General features: G+C 61.3%; 19 protein-coding genes and 1 tRNA gene. 10 read left to right on the forward strand and 10 right to left on the reverse strand.

All coding sequences use genetic code 11. The features are described 5' to 3' along the window. Window positions 1–384: 384 nt before the first annotated feature. The 4 genes from ABI_RS22500 to ABI_RS22515 form a co-directional block, all read right to left on the reverse strand. Window positions 385–469: transfer RNA gene (locus ABI_RS22500), tRNA-Leu, on the reverse strand. 109 nt (window positions 470–578) lie between these two features. Further along, window positions 579–1,391: a hypothetical protein gene (locus ABI_RS22505; RefSeq protein ID WP_006275382.1), complete on the reverse strand. Its 813-nt coding sequence runs from the start codon at window positions 1,389–1,391 to the stop codon at window positions 579–581. Window positions 1,392–1,398: 7 nt separating this feature from the next. Further along, on the reverse strand, window positions 1,399–2,145 hold the full coding sequence (locus ABI_RS22510; RefSeq protein ID WP_157139083.1) for a hypothetical protein: 747 nt from the start codon (window positions 2,143–2,145) through the stop codon (window positions 1,399–1,401). 116 nt (window positions 2,146–2,261) lie between these two features. Continuing rightward, complete coding sequence (locus ABI_RS22515; RefSeq protein WP_040309993.1) at window positions 2,262–2,717, reverse strand: MarR family winged helix-turn-helix transcriptional regulator; 456 nt, start codon at window positions 2,715–2,717, stop codon at window positions 2,262–2,264. A gap of 204 nt (window positions 2,718–2,921) precedes the next feature. Here ABI_RS22515 and ABI_RS22520 point away from each other — a divergent pair, with 204 nt between their 5' ends. From ABI_RS22520 to ABI_RS26540, 5 genes are all read left to right on the forward strand, one after another. Further along, window positions 2,922–3,578, forward strand: a complete 657-nt coding sequence (locus tag ABI_RS22520; RefSeq protein ID WP_006275385.1) for a YqaA family protein — start codon at window positions 2,922–2,924, stop codon at window positions 3,576–3,578. Between the two features lie 8 nt (window positions 3,579–3,586). Further along, entirely contained in the window at window positions 3,587–4,141 is a 555-nt protein-coding gene (locus ABI_RS22525; RefSeq protein WP_006275386.1) for a disulfide bond formation protein B, read from the forward strand. Window positions 4,142–4,189: 48 nt separating this feature from the next. Next, complete coding sequence (locus ABI_RS22530; RefSeq protein WP_006275387.1) at window positions 4,190–4,771, forward strand: demethoxyubiquinone hydroxylase family protein; 582 nt, start codon at window positions 4,190–4,192, stop codon at window positions 4,769–4,771. A 62-nt stretch (window positions 4,772–4,833) separates the two neighbouring features. Continuing rightward, on the forward strand, window positions 4,834–5,322 hold the full coding sequence (locus ABI_RS26535; RefSeq protein ID WP_006275388.1) for an NRAMP family divalent metal transporter: 489 nt from the start codon (window positions 4,834–4,836) through the stop codon (window positions 5,320–5,322). Between the two features lie 35 nt (window positions 5,323–5,357). Beyond that, entirely contained in the window at window positions 5,358–6,131 is a 774-nt protein-coding gene (locus ABI_RS26540; RefSeq protein WP_502503704.1) for an NRAMP family divalent metal transporter, read from the forward strand. A gap of 40 nt (window positions 6,132–6,171) precedes the next feature. On the opposite strand, the gene ABI_RS22540 is transcribed toward ABI_RS26540, so the two are convergent. The 4 genes from ABI_RS22540 to ABI_RS22555 form a co-directional block, all read right to left on the reverse strand. After that, complete coding sequence (locus ABI_RS22540; RefSeq protein ID WP_006275390.1) at window positions 6,172–6,636, reverse strand: DUF6644 family protein; 465 nt, start codon at window positions 6,634–6,636, stop codon at window positions 6,172–6,174. After that, the gene (locus tag ABI_RS22545; protein ID WP_006275391.1) at window positions 6,633–7,022 is read right to left on the reverse strand and encodes a DUF6152 family protein; all 390 of its coding nucleotides are present in this window, start codon (window positions 7,020–7,022) and stop codon (window positions 6,633–6,635) included. The genes ABI_RS22540 and ABI_RS22545 overlap by 4 nt, the downstream gene beginning before the upstream one ends. Before the next feature lie 413 nt (window positions 7,023–7,435). Next, window positions 7,436–8,281, reverse strand: a complete 846-nt coding sequence (locus tag ABI_RS22550) for an EamA family transporter (protein ID WP_006275392.1) — start codon at window positions 8,279–8,281, stop codon at window positions 7,436–7,438. A gap of 126 nt (window positions 8,282–8,407) precedes the next feature. Further along, the gene (locus ABI_RS22555; protein WP_083811618.1) at window positions 8,408–9,388 is read right to left on the reverse strand and encodes an aspartyl protease family protein; all 981 of its coding nucleotides are present in this window, start codon (window positions 9,386–9,388) and stop codon (window positions 8,408–8,410) included. Between the two features lie 199 nt (window positions 9,389–9,587). On the opposite strand from ABI_RS22555, the gene ABI_RS22560 reads away from it, so the two are divergent. From ABI_RS22560 to ABI_RS22570, 3 genes are read left to right on the forward strand one after another with little or no spacing between them, the layout of a single operon-like run. After that, window positions 9,588–10,817, forward strand: a complete 1,230-nt coding sequence (locus tag ABI_RS22560) for a pilus assembly protein TadG-related protein (RefSeq protein ID WP_040310047.1) — start codon at window positions 9,588–9,590, stop codon at window positions 10,815–10,817. Between the two features lie 5 nt (window positions 10,818–10,822). Next, window positions 10,823–11,341 (forward strand): TadE/TadG family type IV pilus assembly protein, encoded by a 519-nt coding sequence (locus ABI_RS22565; protein WP_006275395.1) that lies wholly within the window; start codon window positions 10,823–10,825, stop codon window positions 11,339–11,341. Next, on the forward strand, window positions 11,323–11,664 hold the full coding sequence (locus tag ABI_RS22570; protein WP_006275396.1) for a hypothetical protein: 342 nt from the start codon (window positions 11,323–11,325) through the stop codon (window positions 11,662–11,664). Before ABI_RS22565 ends, ABI_RS22570 begins: the two co-directional genes overlap by 19 nt. On the opposite strand, the gene ABI_RS22575 is transcribed toward ABI_RS22570, so the two are convergent. Then, window positions 11,654–12,334, reverse strand: a complete 681-nt coding sequence (locus ABI_RS22575) for a TVP38/TMEM64 family protein (protein WP_006275397.1) — start codon at window positions 12,332–12,334, stop codon at window positions 11,654–11,656. The two genes, ABI_RS22570 and ABI_RS22575, sit on opposite strands and share 11 nt — an antisense overlap. Before the next feature lie 119 nt (window positions 12,335–12,453). Here ABI_RS22575 and ABI_RS22580 point away from each other — a divergent pair, with 119 nt between their 5' ends. Continuing rightward, a complete protein-coding gene (locus ABI_RS22580; RefSeq protein ID WP_157139084.1) occupies window positions 12,454–12,951 on the forward strand; it encodes an ATP-grasp domain-containing protein in 498 nt (165 codons plus the stop codon). Further along, window positions 12,879–14,549, forward strand: a complete 1,671-nt coding sequence (locus ABI_RS24050) for a gamma-glutamyl-gamma-aminobutyrate hydrolase family protein (protein WP_245531435.1) — start codon at window positions 12,879–12,881, stop codon at window positions 14,547–14,549. The genes ABI_RS22580 and ABI_RS24050 overlap by 73 nt, the downstream gene beginning before the upstream one ends. Window positions 14,550–14,551: 2 nt before the next feature. On the opposite strand, the gene ABI_RS25480 is transcribed toward ABI_RS24050, so the two are convergent. Next, entirely contained in the window at window positions 14,552–18,337 is a 3,786-nt protein-coding gene (locus ABI_RS25480) for a beta strand repeat-containing protein (protein WP_006275398.1), read from the reverse strand. Window positions 18,338–18,353 lie beyond the last annotated feature (16 nt).

The raw sequence follows: 18,353 nt of genomic DNA on the forward strand, positions 1-18,353 counted from the left end.
CAAAACGCGCTCTAAGTCTTAGTTTCGCAATGTTGCCGGGGATGCGCTAGCAAAGACGTATGGATCTGAAAATCGAGACTATTGGCGGAACCTGCCCTGTTCAGGCTGAAGGCATGCTGAACGGGAAGGTGTTTTATTTCCGCGCCCGTCACCAGACCTAGTCGCTTAGCGTTGGCGGAGAGGATGTGATCGGTGCGCCGGAATGGCACTATGAGGAACCGTACGGCAGCGGCCACTGTGACGCAGGATATATGGACGAAAGCGAGGCCGAAAATTTCTTGAGGAAAGCTGCCAGGATGTATGACGGTGGGGCACCTAGCCGACACTCAACCTGAGCTTATTAAGAGCCGCCTTGCGGAGACAACTTCCACAGTGCTTGAAGCCTGGTGCCCCCGGTCGGACTCGAACCGACACACCTCGCGGTACCGGATTTTGAATCCGGCGCGTCTACCAATTCCACCACAGGGGCCTGAGGCAAGAAGCCGGACAGATAAAGACTTTCGCCAGCCGGTGCAAGACCGTTTTGGCAGGATTTTTAGATGGAAACGTAAAGTCGATCGACCGCTTCGCTGAGGCGCCTATGCCAGCATATTCCGCTTGTGTGCTGGCAACGGACCGCCACGTTTCGGCTTGGGAGCCGGCGGCGGGGGCGGAGGAGTCGGATCCGGTTCTGGCGCAGGCGCCGCGTCCTCGGTCTTAGCCGGCAAGGCTTCCCCCGGCAGAGGCGCGACCGGCGCGGTTCCCGCCTTGTTGGCGTCCTCCAAAGCGCCCTTCACCACCGCGGCAGCGGAAGGCGTCTTGCGTTCCCATTTAAACATCGATGCGTTTTGCACCACTGGCATGACCGGGGGCGTGCTCAACTCGCGCTGGGCATTGCGCAGCAGTTCATCGACCGTGTCCTTCTGCCAGAAGGCGCTTAAGTCTTCGAGGGCCTGCGAAACCTCGAAGGCATGGCTATAGGTGCCGCGCGGCACCTTCTGACCGGCCGGTTTCGGCGGCTCGGGCCTTTTGGCACTCGGCGCATTACGTAATGTCGCCACCGCCTTGCCAAGCTTGTTGTGAACCACCACCAGAAGGCCCAGCCGGGCATCCAGGATATCCGCGACCTCCCGGCCGCGCTCAAGGATCACCGCTCCTGACGATTTCATCGCCTTTTCCAGGGCATAACGAACGCTGCCATAGATGGCATCGCGCGACGCCTTGCGTTCAGCCTCGAGACGGCGGCGTGTCGCCGAGCGGCCGATATAGTAGCCAACCAGGCACACGACCACGACCAGCAAGGCCAGCATCCCGAGCGTCACGAAAATATAGGGATCGAGCGTCGAATCGATCAGATAGGGATCGTTGTAAGCGTCGGCCGGTCCGCCGAAATTGTCATCGAAGTCGTTCATGCGGCCCTCATGACACTTCGTCGCGACGGCCAAAGACCGCCATGCCGCCTTCGGGACGCGGTGCTTCCCAAGACGGAGAATGATCCAGTTGCTGGCGCACGGCACGCAGTTGCGTCACCACGGCCGAGCGGAACTTCCAGTAGTCGAACAGACGCTGGATGGCCTCCCAGACGATTTCGTGCCGTTCACGCGGCGTCATCTCAACATCCGGCGCCGAAGCCGGCACGGGCTGGCCGCCGATCGGTCCCCCCCCTGGTCCACCATTGACCATCTCGCCATTATTGACGGCGATATTGATGATGGTGTTGCCATGGACATGGCTGCCATTGGGGAATAAACCACTCGCTGGCGCACCGTCCTTGAGACCTTCCAGGGCGCCCGAAACGCCCCCAACAGCCTTGCTGATGTCGGCGGCCGCTTTCAGTGTCGCGCCGAAATGCTTGTCGATTTCCCCGACCGCCTCACCCAAACGGGCTTCCTGCTGGTCGCGCGGCGCGCGGGCGGCGCGTGACAGGGCCTTGGAGATAAGGTCAGACTTCTTGACGATGGCGTCATCGGCTTCGCGCAGAACCATCTGGCGGCCCAGGCGCTGGAAGAAGATGAACAGACCCGCCAGGACAAGCGCCAGCAGCACCAGGCCGACAAAGCCCAACATCAGGTCCCATTGGAATACGGGATCGCTGGGGAAGTCGGACGGTAAGCCGTGACCGTCATTGGTATAATCGACCTGCAAGCCCCCGCCTCCCTTACGCATGACGAAACGGTATCCCGCCGTCTCATGAACCAGCTAACCACAAAGGTTAACAGATAGACAAGCGGCACGCCATCCCGCATCACCGATTTTGCGTCAGGAATCCGCGGGTTCGCCCGTCAGCGGTTGTTTTGTGCCTTGAGCGCGGCTTCTTCGACACGGCGCAGCAGCTTCTTGAAGGTCGCCACCTCGTCCGGCGTGAAGTCGGCCAGCATCACCTTTTCATATTCCGCCGCCGCCGGCGCCACATCGGCAAACAGGCGTTCGCCCTCAGCGGTCAGAATCAGGTGGTGCGACCGGCCGTCGTGTTCGTGCGGCGCCCGGGTGATCAGCCGGCGCTTGGCCAGGGCCTGAGCCGCGCGTGAAATCGTCACCTTGTCCATGCCGCCGCGCTTGACCAGGGCCTGCTGCGTCGAAGGACCGTCCTCGCGCAGGATCATGATCAGTCGCCATTCCGGGATTTTCAGGCCATACAGGCTGTCATAGGCCGTAGAAATCAGGGTGCTGACGGCGCTGGAGGCCACCGCCAGGCGGTAGGGTGTGTATTCGTCCAGGGTCAACGAGGTATGCGGCATGGAAACACTGTCCTTTTGTCGGTAAGCTACCTGATGCCCCACCCCGTCGCCAATGACAAATCAGTAATAGTTAAGGCTTTGTCTATTTTCGCTAAAGGTTAGGAAAAGCGCCTCAAATGGAAGCGCTTACGGCGTTGTTCCGGGGCGACAAGGGGCAAAACTGCTGCTATGTGAAGGCCCCCGCCAACGGAACCCACATCCCCCGTGTCCAAGCCTCCCTCCGCTGAAACGCCCGAATTCGTCAAGCGCCTGCCCGCCCCGCTTCGTACCGTCGCCATGTGGCCGCGCCAGCTCTATATCTGGATGATGAAGATCGCCGCCGGGGCCCATGCCGAAAAAGGCCTGGCCGCCATTTCGTTCGCTGAGAGCTCCTTCTTTCCGATCCCGCCCGACTTGATGCTGGCCCCGATGATTCTGGCCCGCCCCGACCGGGCCTATCGCTACGCCCTGGTCTGTACCATCGCCTCGGTGCTGGGCGCCTTTTTTGGCTATGCCATCGGCTATTTCTTCACGCCGGTTGGCCTGATGCTGCTGAATTTTCTGGGCTACGGTGAGCGGTTGGCCGATTTTCAGACCTTCATGAAGGAATGGGGCGCCTGGGTCATCCTGGCCAAGGGCCTGACTCCCATTCCGTTCAAGCTGGTCACCATCGCCTCCGGCATCGCCCAAATGCCGCTGCTGACCTTCTTCTTATCTTGCGCCGTTACACGCGGCGTCCGTTTCTTCGCGGTCGCGTGGGCCTGCAAGCGTTTCGGTCCGCAAATTACGGAACAGCTCGAAAAGCGCTTCTATCTTGTGGGCACTGTTTTGGTCGTATTGATCGTGCTAGGACTCGTCGCTATCAAACTGATCCCGCACTGAGGCCCTACGTGTCACTCACGCCCAAACCCTCTACTGACGTCGGAGCCAAGCTCCGGCTGGCCTTCTCGCGCTGGTGGAGCATTACCGCGCTCGTCATCTCCCTGGCCATGCTGGCCACGGCCTGGGGCTTTCAGTTGATCGGTGGCCTGCATCCCTGCCATCTGTGCCTGAAGCAGCGCGACATCTACTGGATCGCCGTGGGCGTTTCGCTGGTCGCCTCGGTTTGGGCGGTATTCACCGGTGCCAAGGGACCGCCGCGGGTCTTTTCGTTCGTTCTGTTTGCCATTTTCGCGACCGGATTTGCCATCTCTCTGTTCCACGCCGGCGTCGAGCAGACCTGGTGGCCTGGCCCGCAGACCTGTTCCGCCGAAAGCGGAGAACTGAGCCCGGACATCATGATGGGCTTCATCACGGGCACGGCCTCCAAGGCGCCGCAGTGCGGTGTTATTGTTTGGGAGTTGTGGGGCCTCACCATGGCCGGCTACAACACCATTGCCAGCGGTATCCTGGCGATCCTCAGCCTGATCGCCTCGCTGCGCTTCCGCCGCAAGAAGAAGCACTGAGGCAAGACGCCACGTCGCGCCGCCACCGATCCGTGGTAGAATAGGCCCATGACCCAGTCGCCCCCAAATCTGACCACCCGGCCCGTCCCGCCCCGTCCCGGCCAGGGCGAATCGCGCGCCCGCCTGGAAGAGATCCTGCGCGTCGACCATGCCGGCGAACTGGCCGCCGTGCACATCTATCGCGGCCAGAGCGCTGTCTTCCGCCAGACGCCGCACAAGGACCTTGCTGACCAGTTCACCCGCATGGAAGGCGAGGAACAGGTCCACCTCGACGCCTTCGAGACCCTGCTGCGCGACAAACAAGTCCGCCCGACCGCCATGACGCCGGTCTGGCGTCTTGCCGCCCTGGGCCTGGGCGTCGGCACGGCGCTGCTGGGCGAAAAGGCTGCCCATGCCTGCACCGAAGCCGTCGAGAGCGTCATCGCTGAACATTACGCCGATCAGGTGCGCGAACTTTCGCAGTCCGACCCCGAACTATCGGCGCAACTGTCGAAGTTCCGCGATGACGAACTGGGCCACCACGACCACGCCGTTGAACAGGGCGCACGCGAAGCCCCCGCCTATCCCCTGCTGTCAGCCGTGATAAAGGCCGGATGCAGGGTCGCCATAAAAATCAGCGAGAAAATCTGATTGCCATCGCTTCCTGATGCGGGTCTTGTCATTCCAGTCCGGCACGATATCCAGGAAGATGCATGGAGACGCCCCAAGCCCCCGCCGAAACACCACCCGAGCTAGGTAAGCCTGAGCCCGGCAAACTGTCCCGGCTTTGGAAATCCATCGGCCCGGGCCTGGTCACCGGCGCCAGCGATGACGATCCGTCCGGCATAGCGACCTACACCCAGGCCGGCGCGCAATATGGCCTGGCCACCCTATGGACCACGCTGATCACCTTTCCGCTGATGGCGGCGATCCAGGAGATGTGCGCCCGCATTGGCCTTGTCACCTCCCAGGGCCTGTGCGGCATCCTGCGCAAGACCTATCCGAAGCCGGTCCTGTGGCTAATGCTGCTGTTCAGCGTTCCGGCCATCGTGCTGAACATCGGCGCCGATATCGCCGGCATGGGCGCCGTGGCCAATCTGGTGATCCCGCAGGTCCCGGCCCTGGTGTTCAGCGTCGTCTTCACCGCACTCCTGTTGGGGCCATCATTGCCCTGCCCTATCAAAGGCTGGCCTCGGTACTGAAATGGCTGTGCGCCGTTCTGCTGGTCTATCTGGTGGTGCCGTTCATGACCCAAACCGACTGGATGGCGGTGTTGCGCCACGCCCTTCTGCCGGAATTCCATTTCGACAAGGCCTTTATCGGCGTCCTGGTCGCCATACTGGGGACGACCATATCGCCCTACCTCTTCTTTTGGCAGGCCACCATGGAAGCCGAAGCCCAACTGCACAAGACACAGGTCGTGGTCGACAAGCGCCTGATCAAGGAGATGGGGTTCGACGTCGATCTCGGCATGCTGTTTTCCAGCATCGTCATGTTCTTCATTATCCTGACGGCCGGATCGACCCTGTATGCCGCCGGCATTCATCACATCGACACCGTCGCCGAAGCGGCCGAAGCCTTGCGGCCAGTTGCCGGCGACGGTGCCTACTACCTGTTTGCCATCGGCGTCATCGGAACAGGGTTTCTGGCCATCCCTGTGCTCTCGGGCTGCCTGTCCTATATCGTGGCCGAGACCTTCGGCTGGCAGGAGGGACTGGACAAGAAATTCCACGAAGCGCCGGCCTTCTATGGCGTGGTCATCGTGTCGCTGGTGGTCGGACTGGGCATCAACTATCTCGGCATTTCGCCGATCCAGGCCCTGTTGTGGTCAGCCATCCTGTACGGCGTAACGGCGCCTGTCCTGATCGGGATTTTGCTGCATATCGCCAACAACAAGGCCGTCATGGGCAGCTATACCAATGGCCTGTGGTCGAACCTTCTGGGCGGCCTCGCCCTGGTGTTGATGACGGTGGCGGCCGGGTGCCTGGTGTATTTCACGATTTCGACCTAGCTTTTTCTGGTGAGGCGACTTTCTTGCCGGAAGCTCGAACCTACAAAAACCCGATCCACCGTCCTGCAACCAATACCGAGAGCCACAGTACGACCGACACGGCGGCGAATAGCTTCACGCTGCCCGAAACAGCTCCGCCCTGCACGGCCCGGCGGAAACCCGGCATCCTATGCTGGGCCGCTACATTTCCGACCGCGAAAACCAGCAATCCGGCCTTGGTCAGAAAGGCCGGGTTGCTGAGATACTCGTCTGGCTTGACCGAGAACAGCCATAGCCCCGTCACCATGGCCAGCCCGACACCGACCGCCGCAGCGCGCGACAGGAACGGCGCGATGACGGTCACCGGCACGGTCTTGAACAACCCCAGCAACCGCAGATCCAGTGGCAGGATCGCCCCCAGGATCAGGCCTATCCCCAGGATGTGGGTGGCGTTGACAAAGAGATAGGCCACCCAGTTGTGCTGCAACCAGACGGCGCCTGGCCAGTCGGCGATAAGGTCGATCAATGGGCGTGGATCCGGTCGGGATACATGTCATAGTTTTTGCCGGCCAGCGTGATGCGGACGGCCTTCATGTGTTTGGTCTTGTCCAGGGCGCGATTGCCCAGCACGGTGATGCTGTCCCCAACCTTGGCGCTGTCGCCGCGAAAGCCCGATTTTTCGGTCTGAATGGGGTTGCCCAGATCAACCTGCCACAACACGCCGTCCGCCGCCTTGACCTTCAACACGGGATGCGGCGGCACCATGGAAATGCTCTGGATAGTGCCGGCCAGGGTGGTTTGCTTCTCTTCTGTCCATGCCCAGCCGTGATGGGCCAGGGCTGGGGCGGCGGCAAACAATCCGGCGATCAGCACGCTTTTCAGAACGCGACGTCGGGCAAGAGCAGGTGTCATTCGACCTCCTTGGACCCTCATGCCAAAACGTGGATGCCACGTTTGACCAAACATGAGGCGTCACAAAAACATTGCTCCCCGGCGGAGGCATCTCACCCCGTCCGCGCAGCCACGTCAACTCACAACCAGTTTAGCCACATTCGGGCGCCTGAACCGCCACCTTCTGTTACTAAATAGCAAGCCGATCCGGTTGCGGCGGTGCCCGGAAGCTCCCGGTTTGTAAACCCTATCCCGCCCGGCAGCGTGACGTGCCGTAGTACATGACCCTGCGTTTTATCTCCATGTTCACCGGCCCGCTGGCCGCCCTGATCAGCGTGCTGTTCATCGTCGGCTGCTCGATGCACCGCGCCGACAGCCTGGCCGTTCAGGCGGATGGTATGCATTTCCAGACAAAGCGCGTGAATGGCAAGTCGTCACTTGCCCAGATGCAGCGCAGCTACCCCCGCCACGACGCTGGCGACTCCCAGCCAGCCAGGCCACGCCACCTTTTCGCGCAAAAAAACGAAGGCCAGCATGACGGTGATGGCGCTGGCTGTCGCCCCCAGAGCCGGACCGATCGCGACGCCGCCACTCATCTGGGAAAAGGACAGGGCAAAATAGCCCCCGGCCGCCAGCAGCGCCGTACCGAAGATCAGTGCGCTGCCCTTGACGCCGTCAAGCCGCATGTCCTGGCGACGGATAGCGGCCACCAGACCAAACACGAGAGTGCCGGACAGGTAGTAGCTCCACAGGGTATCGAGCGCGCCGAAGACCGGCAGGCTCCAGGTTCCCTGTATCCAATAGGCCCCACCATACATGACGGCCGCGCCAGCCGCCGGCAGCCATCCCGATGGACGCCCGTTGCCAATGTCGCGGTCCTTGCGTGGCGATGCCGCCGCCAGCACAGCGCCGACTGCCGTCAGGGCTAATCCGGCACCACCCAGAAGCGTGATCGCCGAACCCGACGCCAGGGCCAGCAGACCGCTGATGGCGCCGTACCCTGACATGACCGGCGCCACTACCGCCAGACGCCCGGTCGCAAGGCCGTGATAAAGACAGGCCGTACCCGCCATAATCATCAGGTTCGAGGCCATCAAAATCGACCACTCGCCGATGGTGGCCGAGACAGGGTGATCGACGAGGATAACGGCGACCGTCAGCAAGACCGCCAGCAACCCCTGCCCCCACAGCAAGGTCTTGACCACGCCATTGGATTTGTTGGCAAAGCGAGCAACGAAATCCGTCACCCCATACAGCAGGGCCGCGGCAATCCCGAACAAGATTGCCTTATCCATGGCAGACGAGAAGCACTGGGGTCATGCCAGCAGACTAGGCCGTCCCGCCATAAGAAAGATATGTCATACCAAAGCTCTAGTCCGCCGATTCGAATCTGTCGGATTGGCGCCCTAAGCCAGATACTGCCCCGATTTAGGATCCAGCCGCGCCAGCTGAAAGCGCAGTTCCCGGGCGCGGTAGTCGATGGCGACACTGGCGAACTGGCGCAGGAAGTTCATCCCCATCAGGAAGGCCGGCTTGTTGTCCACCTGCCAAATGGTGAAGTTGGGCACGTCGACAATGGCCAGAACGCCGTCTGTAAACTTCAGGTCCTCCATCTGAATCGCGTGCACCGGAACCACCTGTCCCTCGATCTCGCCGCCCGTAATCCCGGCCAGAATGATTTGCCCCAGCGTATTCGGCACACGCCCTTTGCGCTGCAGGGCCGCCAGCAGCGGCGGATTACCCATCGACACCTCGGCGCCCGTATCGATAAACGCCGTGGCCATGACGCCGTCGACCAAGCATTCACCGGTGCGCAGGTATCCGGCGCGGCCCTCCATCTTGATACGGGCGACATCTATCCGCGTCATCTCCCACGTCATGTTACGCGCCTGTTCGATGCGCACCTGCTTATGAGCGAAGTCGAAGGTCACCCGCGTTCGCTCGATCGCATCCAGCCCGAGATAGCCGTCACAGCCCAGCATGGTACGCGGCAAGACCGGCAAGAGCAGATTCTTGCGGCGAAACGCGCCAAAACCCAATTCCGCAACCTCGACGGCCTTCGCCGGAATACGCCGCGCCAAACCTTCGACGATCACGTCTACGCCGCCGCTCAGCCCCAGGTCCGCAACGACCCGATCCGACAGTACCGACGACTCCGCGCCTGTATCGACAATGAACTGGTACGGCCCCTTGCCGTTGACCGTCACCGGAATGGTCAGCCGGTCGTAATTATTACGCGCCGCAAGCTCGGCAATTTCGCTGTCATCGGTTAACGGCGCCGCCTGAGTTGCAACCTCCTGGCCACTCGCCAAAGACGGCAAGAGGCCAAGGGCGGCGGCCCCGGTAAGCACATCACGCCTGCGCCTGTACGATCCTACCATGCTCATGAAATCTCCCCGGTTTTCGTTCTTTTTATGCTTTGCTTGTCCCGAAGATAGCACAGGCAAAACGAGCCGAACAGCGTTCTAAACAATTCCCCGGAAGCGCGAAAAATTTACGAAGGTTAACGGATTTCAACCAATTTTCTTCACACCTGTGAAATTTCCGAGGCGTAACCCTTGATCTGCAACGATGGTGGGTGCGGTTATGTTCAGGGTTTTCCAACGACGTTTGCGCCGCTTTGCACGGAACACGTCCGGCAACGTAGCGACAATTTTTGCGTTCAGCCTCCCCCTGGTGGCGGGCGGCGCCGCTTTCGGTCTCGACAGCGGGATCTGGTACCTGGATCAGACCAAACTGCAACAGGCGGCCGACGCCGCGGCCTATGCCGCCGGTCTCGAAAAGCGCGCCGGCGGTACGCCGGAGGTCATGCTGGCCTCGGCCCGCGCCGCCGCAGCGGCGAACGGCTTCAAGGCCAGTCTCGGTGACGTGAGCCTGAACGCGCCCCCGACCTCGGGCACGCACCAGAACGACAAGGCGGCGGAAGTCATCCTGACGCGGCGCGAGCCGCGCTACTTCTCCCAGCTCTTCGACGACAGCGTCATCACCTTGCGGTCTCGCGCCGTCGCCCACTTCGAGAACGCCTCCAATGCCTGCGTCCTGGCGCTCGACACGTCGGCCAACCAGGCGGCCTATTTCTCCGGCAACTCGACCGCGACCTTCATCGGCTGCAATGTGATGACCAACTCATTGTCGGCCTCTTCCATCTACAGCCAGGGCTCGACCCGTGTCACGGCGCCATGCCTGATGACCACGGGCGGCGTATCTTTGGGCGCCCTGGTCACCCAGACTGTGTGTGAAAGCGCCATGGTCGGCCTGCCACCGGTTGCCGACCCGTTCCGCAACGTGCCGGAACCGACGATACCGGGCGCCTGCCAGAATTCCAACGGCGCCACCCTGCAGCCAGGCCGCTATTGCGGCGGGCTCAGCATCAACAAGAACGTCAACTTCAATCCCGGCGTCTACATCATCGATGGCGGCACCTTCCGGGTCAACGGCAATTCGACCCTGAACGGCAGCGGGGTTATCTTCTACCTGGCCAATAATGCCACGCTCGCCTTCAACGGCAATACCGTCATGAACCTGTCACCGCCAACCAGCGGTACCTATTCCGGCATGCTGTTCTTCGGCAGCCGCAGCAATGCGACAACCACCAGCATTACGGTCAACGGTAACGCCGCCTCGACCATGACCGGGGCCATCTATTTTCCGAAACAACCCGTTTCCTACCTGGGCAATTTCCAGGGCGCGAACGGCTGTACCCAGCTTGTCGCCCGCACGGTTTCGTGGAGCGGCAACACCACCCTCAAAGTCAATTGCGCAGGTTTCGGCATGGGAGCCCTCGCAGTTGGTGGCGTCGTAAAACTCGTGGAGTAGGCAAGATGATCAAGACACTTTCCCGTCTGAACGTGAAGACCTTTCTCAGCCGGTTCGCGCGAGAGCGACATGGCGCCGCGATTGTCGAGTTTGCCCTAATCGTGCCGGTGCTTTTGGGAGTCCTGGCCGCTGTCGACGACCTGTCAGCGGTGACCATGAAGGAAAAGGCCATGCGTTCCAGCGTGTCCAGCGCCGCTCAGTATGTCATGCGCGGCGGATCCGACCTGAGCGTCGCACGCCAGATCGTGCTGTCGTCGTGGACGCCCGAAACCGAGGATGCCACCGTCTCAGCCGTCAAGAGCTGCTACTGCGGTTCGGTTGCCGCCACCTGCTCGAACGTCTGCACCGATGCCTCGATCCCGCAGGCCTATGTCAGGGTGTCCATCGTCCAGCCCTATGACGGCTGGTACACCGACACCTCGATCGTCGCTCAGCAGGAGGTCCGCGTCAGATGGGGCGGCGTTTCAGGGGCGACACATCGGGCGCGACGGCGCTGGAATTCGCCTTGGTCGCACCGGTGCTGATCATGGCGCTGATCGGTGTCTTCAACCTCGGCTATGCTATCTACTGCGGCGGCACGGTGCGCAATGCCGTGGAGCATTCATCGCGCAGCCTGATCCTGGATCCTGCCACCACGGCGGCAACCCTGGAAGCCGATGCCCTGGACCTGCTGTTGGCAGTGCCGGTAGACGATCTCAATCTGACCATCACGACCGAGCAGATCGCCACCGATGTCGAGGTGCGCCGCGTCACCTGGACCTATGACTTCCTACTGTCGATTCCGCTGATGAGCGATATGCCGATTTCGATGGGTTCCAGCCTGGTCGTGCCCGTCGTCACCTCCTGAACCGGCTCAGTCCCCATTTGGCGAGCCACGGAAGGACGGCCAGCAAGGTGAGAACGGCAAGAAACGACGGCGACAGAATATCGCCGACGTTCTTGATCTGCGCCAGTTGCGTGCCGGCATTGGCGTAGAGGAAAATGGCGGGCAATAGCGAGGCCTGCGTCACCACGTAGAAGGTGCGCGTGCGAAGCGGCGTCAGTCCGGCCAGCAGGTTGACCAGAAAAAACGGCACCACCGGCAGCAGCCGCAACGTCACCAGATAGAGCACGCCGTCGCGCGCCATACCCCGATCGACCATGGCCGCCTGGCGCGGAAACCACGCCCGGACGCGATCGCGCAACAGCCAACGCGACCACGAAAACGCCAGGGTCCCGCCGATGGATGATCCGAACGACGCCAGGATCGCGCCCTGCACCGGTCCGAACAGGGCGCCGGCCATCACCGCCAGCAGGATTTCGAGCGGCGCGCACAGGGTCGCCAACAGGACGTGAACCGCCAGATAGCCCGCTGCTAACAGCCAGGGCGACTGTGCCCGCATCGCCTCCAGGGGCGCCAGCAGCAATTTTACGTGCTCGATACCGAGGCGATAGTGCCAGACAAGCCCCGTCACGACGACGACAGCCGCCAGAATCAGCCAAAGCCGGATCGGCGAAGATGCGTGCTTTTCCCTCACATGCGTCCCACAAAGACCTGTCGAAAATTTATGAACTTGACCCGTATCAACGGATATGTGCGCCGTTTTCCATAAACGGGAAAGGTGCGGCAAAGTCTCAGGGCATAATGGACGAACAAATGGATGTAAACGCGGCGGCGACCGAGACTCCCCACCCAGGGCGGGTCATTCTGACCTATGGCCGCAGCCTGATGGCCCTGGTCATTGCCCGTTCTCTCGCCCAGCGCGGCATCGAGGTCATCGGCTGCGACGATGTGGCGATGACCGTTCTCACCTTCTCGAAGCATGTCCGCGAAACCTTTGTCGTCGCCCCATGGGAAAGCGACCCCGCCCGCTATCTCGATGATCTCGAAACGGCCGTGCGAACCCACGCCCCGCGTGATGGCCGCCCCTATGTGCTGATGCCGGTGTTTCGCGAGGTCGAGCTGATCGCCAGGCACCGTGATCGATTCGAGCCCCTGATCCGCCTCGCCGCCCCCACGCGGCCAGCATCGACCTGGTCCAGACCAAGGACCGCTTCGGCGACCTTCTGGCCGAACTGGGCCTGCCCGCGCCGCGCGGCGTCTCTCCCGCCACCCCGCAGGAGGTCGAACGGATCGATCTCGGCTTTCCCCTGATCGTCAAGCCGGTCACCGGCGTCGGCGGCCGCGGCGTGTCTCTCGTCAACACCCCGGCCGAGTTGAAAGCCCGCACCGAGGAACTGGGCTTCGATCCACCGCCCCTGGTACAAACTTTCGCTCCGGGCGACGACTATTGCGTCGCTGCCCTGGCGCGCGAAGGCGAACTCCAGGCCGTCATGGCCTATCGCAACCTGGCGACCTTCCCGAAAAAGGCCGGCGCCGGCGCCATTCGCGAATCCGTCGATGCCGAGCCCTTCCGCGCCGTGGTCGCGCGCATTCTGGAAGCCACGCAATGGGACGGGGTCTGCGAGATCGACTTCCGCTGGACCGGAAAGGCAGAGGATCCGCCCCAGGTCATCGAGATCAACGCCCGGTTCTGGGCCGGCATCTTCCATTCCATCGAAACCGGTGTCGACTTCCCGTGGCTACTGTACCGCCAGACGATCGGACTTGAGGTCGATGAGCCCCATGCCGAGGTCGGGGTGGTGACACGCACCCCGGCAGTCTGGCTTCTGGCGACCCTGGAAGATGTCGCCGCCTCCGACCCCCACCTCAACGCTGCCGCCGATGCCTGGCGCCGCGCCAAGCGCAATCTGGTCACCGGGCGCCTGGCCCGGGCCATGGAACAGGCCGTGTCCGCCCTGGGATCGACGGCCTCCGCCCACGACGTTCTGGACGCCATGTCGGCCGCCATCGCCAAACACCGCGAAGCCCCCAGCGAACTCAGCAGCGACAAGGACCCGCTGGTCGGCCTGGGCGCACTGTTCGTCCTCAGCCATCTGATTCGTCACCGCAAACTGCCGCCGGAAATCACCTACCGCGCCGACGCGCCTTCGGCACCGCGCACGCGCGAACCCCACAAACGGCCAACGATCGGGATTACCAAGCCGGCACAAGGTGACCTGCTGGCCTGGTGGGCCATGAAGCTGGCGATCTGGCTGGCCGGCGGCCGGCCGGTCAAGCTGACGGCCAAGGCGCCCGGCGATCCGCGCACGATCGATGGACTGGTGTTCGGCGGCGGCTCGGACGTCTATCCCGAAACCTACAACGGCCATCCGAAACACGGCTACCGCTACGACCTGGCGCGTGGTGAGATGGAGGCGTCCTGGGCCAAAAGTGCTCGCGACCATGACCTGCCCGTGCTCGGTGTCTGCCGCGGCGCCCAGATGCTGAACGTGTTTGCCGGCGGCACCCTGCACGCCGACCTGACCGGCTTCCATCTGCCGATTTCCGCCGAAGGCTGGATCGAGCCGATCTTCCTGCGCAAACATATCCGAGTCTCGGCAGGGTCCAGACTGCATAGGGTCTTCGGCAAGCTCGAAGTCGGCGTCAATGCCATCCACCGTCAGGCCATCGAACGGGTCGGCGCGGGCTTGCGGGTCACGGCGCGCGAACCCAACGGCATCATCCAGGCCGTCGAAGACCCGTCGCGCCGCTTCTGGATCGGCGTGCAGTTCCATCCCGAACTGATGATCTATCGCCGTTCCTGCCGAGCCTTGTTCAAAGAACTGGTCAAAGCCGCCCGTGTCCGTGCCGCCGAACGGGTCGTCGAAGAATCTCTCCTCGCCGAATCGCTCGGGCCACAGGTCGCCTGAATCTACCAGACCATATGCGCCAGCACATCCGCCTGGGTGGCGTTCAACACGGTGATGACATTGCCACCACCGAAGTTGATGACCGTATCCGCACCGACCTGAACCACCAGACCATTGTTGGCGACCCCGCCGGTATAGGCATTGACGTTGATCGTGTCGTTTTGCGCCGCGCTGAAATCGGTGACGGTGTCAGCCCGGCTGGCGATACCGAACAGGAAGACATCCGCCCCTAAACCGCCGGTCAGGATATCGTTGCCGCCAAGCCCGTTGAGCGTGTTGTTGCCCGTGTTCCCGATCAGGGTATTGCCGACGCCATTGCCGCTGGCGTCGACATTGCCGGAGCCGGTGAGTTCCAGGGTCTCGGCGTAGCGCCCGGTCAGGGTATAGGTGACGGTTGAATAGATGATATCCGTGCCTTCGCCATTATTTTCCACCACCTTGTCGCCGGTGCTGGTGACATAATAGGTGTCGTTGCCCAGCCCGCCCATCAGGGTGTCGTTGCCCGCCCCGCCATCCAGGCTGTTGTTTCCGGAGTTTCCATTCAGCTTGTTGCCGAGTGTATTGCCGGTCGCACTCAGATTAGCCGTGCCCGTCATGGTCAGGTTTTCGACGACCTTGCCGGCCAGGGAATAGGTGACACTGGCATAGACCAGGTCCGTACCTTCGCCTGCGGCTTCGGTGATCGCGTCCGAGGCAATATCGACATAGTAGGTGTCATTGCCTTGCCCACCGACCATGGTGTCGACGCCCGCGCCTCCATCGAGCGCGTTATTGCCTATGGTGCCGGTCAGGCTGTTGTTCAGGTCGTTGCCGGTCCCATTGATATTGGCGATCCCCGTCAGCACTAGATTTTCGATATTCGCGCCGAGGGTAAAGGTCGCCAATGACTGCACGATATCCGTGCCTTCGCCGAAGGCTTCGATTGCGACATCCGCGGTGACATTGACGATAAAGGTGTCATTGCCCGCCCCCCCGCTCAGGGTGTCGTTGCCGCCGCCTCCGTCCAGCAGATTTGCTCCAGCGTTGCCGTTGAGCGTATTGGCCAGGCTGTTGCCGGTGGCGTTCAGGTCCGCCAGGCCCGTCAGGTTCAGGACTTCCACGATTCGACCAGACAGCGTATAGGTCACACTCGAAAAGATGACGTCCGATCCCTCTCCATTAGCTTCGACCACATTATCGCCGGTCGCCTGGACATAGTAGGTGTCATTACCCAACCCGCCTGCCATGGTGTCATTGGCAAGGCCACCATCCAGCACATTGTTACCGCTATTGCCGGTCAGCGCATTGCCCGAGCCATTGCCGGTGCCGTTGAGATCATCGGCTCCCGTCAGGGTTAGGTTTTCCACCACGATGCCCGCCAGTGAATAATGAACCGACGACAGAATCAGGTCGGTGCCGCCGCTTGCGACTTCGACGACCACATCGCTGGCACTATCGACATAATAACTGTCGTTGCCCAGACCGCCGGTCAGGGTATCGTTGCCCGCAGCCCCATTCAGCACGTTATTGCCGGAGTTGCCGGTCAGGTTGTTATTGAGCGCATTACCGGTGCCGTTGATCGCACCCGTTCCGGTCAGAGTCAGGTTTTCGATATTGGCGCCCAAGATGAAGGTCGCCGAAGCCAGGACGATATCCGTGCCTTCATCCAGGCCTTCGGTCACGACATCACCGATATCTTCGACAACGAAGGTGTCGTTACCCAGTCCCCCCGCCATGGAGTCGGCGCCAAGTCCACCGGTCAGGATATTGTTGCCCGAATTGCCCGTCAGGATATTGATGAGGCTATTGCCGGAACCGTTGATCGACGCGCCGCCCGTCAGGCTCAGGTTTTCGACATGATCACCCAGAACATAGGTGATGGACGATTGAACCTCGTCGGTACCTTCACTGGAGGCCTCGGTTACAACATCGCCTGAGGCCTCGACGATAAAGGTGTCGTTGCCAAGGCCCCCGGCCAGGCTGTCATCACCCGCCCCACCATCCAGCACATTGTTACCAGAATTGCCGACAATGAGGTTAGTGCCGGAATTGCCTGTCCCGTTGATATCGGCGGTCTCCATAAGGCTCAGGTTTTCCAGGTCGGCAGCCAAACTGTAGCTGATGGTGGACTCGACCGTGTCGGTGCCGTCACCCGGAGCTTCGGCGACAATGTCATTAACCGTGGCCACCACATAGGTGTCGTTACCGGCGCTACCGAACAAACTGTTATTGCCTTCTGCGCCATCCAGCCGGTTATTACCGATATTGCCGACGACACTGTTGTCTCCGCTATTGCCAGTACCGTCGATATTGCCGGTCCCGCCCAGCGTCAGGTTTTCGATATTCGCACTCAGAACATAGCTCGTGGACGCCACGACGAGATCCGTGCCCTCAGCAACCGCCTCGGTCACCAAGTCGCCAGCGGCATCGACGATGTAGCTGTCGTCACCGAGGCCCGCGTTCAGACTGTCATCGCCGCCGCCGCCATCCAGGAGATTGTTGCCGGAATTGCCGATTATGACGTTGTTGGCCACGTTGCCGGTGCCACTGATATTGGCAGAACCCGTCAGAGTCAGGTTTTCCAAATCGACCGCCAGGGTCCAACTGACCAGTGACCGAACCTCATCCGAACCTGCACTTGCCGTTTCGGCGACGACATCTCCAATCGCGTTTATGAAAAATGTATCATCTCCTAAGCCACCGTTCAGCGTGTCGTTACCGTCGCCACCATCCAGCATATTGTTGCCGGAATTACCGAAAACGACGTTGTCGCCCACATTCCCCGTGCCGTTGATATTGGCATTTCCGGTCAGGGTCAGGTTTTCCAAGTTGCTGCCCAGGGCCCATGACACACTGGACTGGACCGTGTCCGCGCCCTCGCCTGCCGCTTCGGTGACCCCATCACCGATCGCATTGACAACAAAGGTGTCATCGCCCAGCCCGCCGTTCAGCGTGTCGTCGCCCAGCCCACCATCCAACAGGTCATTGCCAGCTAGCCCATCCAGCACATTATTGTTCGAATTACCGGTCAGGCTGTTGTTTAGTACGTTACCTGTACCGCTGATGTTGGCTGAACCGGTTAGACTCAAGTTCTCGAGGGTAGCGCCAAGCACATAGGTGACGGACGACGACACAGTATCCGTGCCTTCACCACCAGATTCAGTTACAACGTCACCCGCGGCATCGACAACATAACTGTCGTCGCCCAGTCCGCCCGACAAAGTGTCATTGCCTGCGCCCCCATCCAGAAGATTGTGGCTGGTGTTGCCGGTGATAGTATTGTCCAGGCTATTGCCCGTTCCGTTCAGGCTTGCACCCAGCAGGACCAGGTTTTCGACATTGGCGTTGAGCGTAAAGCTGGCGAAGGCCTGCACCACATCTGTCCCCGACGCTGCAGCCTCGACCAAGACGTCGCTGCCGCTGTCGACAACATAGGTGTCATTACCCTGGGCACCGGCGAGCGTGTCGTTTCCTGCTCCACCGTCGATAATATTTCCGCCTGAGCTTCCCGTCAGGCTGTCGGCATACGCTGAGCCCGTCACATTTTCGAATCCGGACAAGGTATCGAAGCCACTGCCGCCGGTATTCTGCGAAGTCGATATGGCGATACTGACGGTAATGCCTGAGGCAGCGCCGACATAGCTCACGGTATCATTGCCAGAATCGCCGATGAGGTTATCGCTGCCTGCACCGCCGTTCAGTAGATCGTTGCCAGTGCCCCCGTAAAGATAATCGCCTGCCGTTCCGCCTGTCAGCGTGTCATTCCCAACGCCCCCATCAAGGTCACCTCCGCCTGACGTGTCATCCAAAAGGTCATTTCCCTCG

This window comes from Asticcacaulis biprosthecium C19 (assembly GCF_000204015.1).
Classification (GTDB): Bacteria; Pseudomonadota; Alphaproteobacteria; order Caulobacterales; family Caulobacteraceae; genus Asticcacaulis; species Asticcacaulis biprosthecius.

Coding starts and splice junctions, on each gene's coding strand:
- ABI_RS22505 (WP_006275382.1), bottom strand. CDS start 1,391: ATGAACGACTTCGATGACAATTTCGGCGGACCGGCCGACGCTTACAAC.
- ABI_RS22510 (WP_157139083.1), bottom strand. CDS start 2,145: ATGCGTAAGGGAGGCGGGGGCTTGCAGGTCGATTATACCAATGACGGT.
- ABI_RS22515 (WP_040309993.1), bottom strand. CDS start 2,717: ATGCCGCATACCTCGTTGACCCTGGACGAATACACACCCTACCGCCTG.
- ABI_RS22530 (WP_006275387.1), top strand. CDS start 4,190: ATGACCCAGTCGCCCCCAAATCTGACCACCCGGCCCGTCCCGCCCCGT.
- ABI_RS26535 (WP_006275388.1), top strand. CDS start 4,834: ATGGAGACGCCCCAAGCCCCCGCCGAAACACCACCCGAGCTAGGTAAG.
- ABI_RS22545 (WP_006275391.1), bottom strand. CDS start 7,022: ATGACACCTGCTCTTGCCCGACGTCGCGTTCTGAAAAGCGTGCTGATC.
- ABI_RS22555 (WP_083811618.1), bottom strand. CDS start 9,388: ATGAGCATGGTAGGATCGTACAGGCGCAGGCGTGATGTGCTTACCGGG.
- ABI_RS22560 (WP_040310047.1), top strand. CDS start 9,588: ATGTTCAGGGTTTTCCAACGACGTTTGCGCCGCTTTGCACGGAACACG.
- ABI_RS22565 (WP_006275395.1), top strand. CDS start 10,823: ATGATCAAGACACTTTCCCGTCTGAACGTGAAGACCTTTCTCAGCCGG.
- ABI_RS22580 (WP_157139084.1), top strand. CDS start 12,454: ATGGATGTAAACGCGGCGGCGACCGAGACTCCCCACCCAGGGCGGGTC.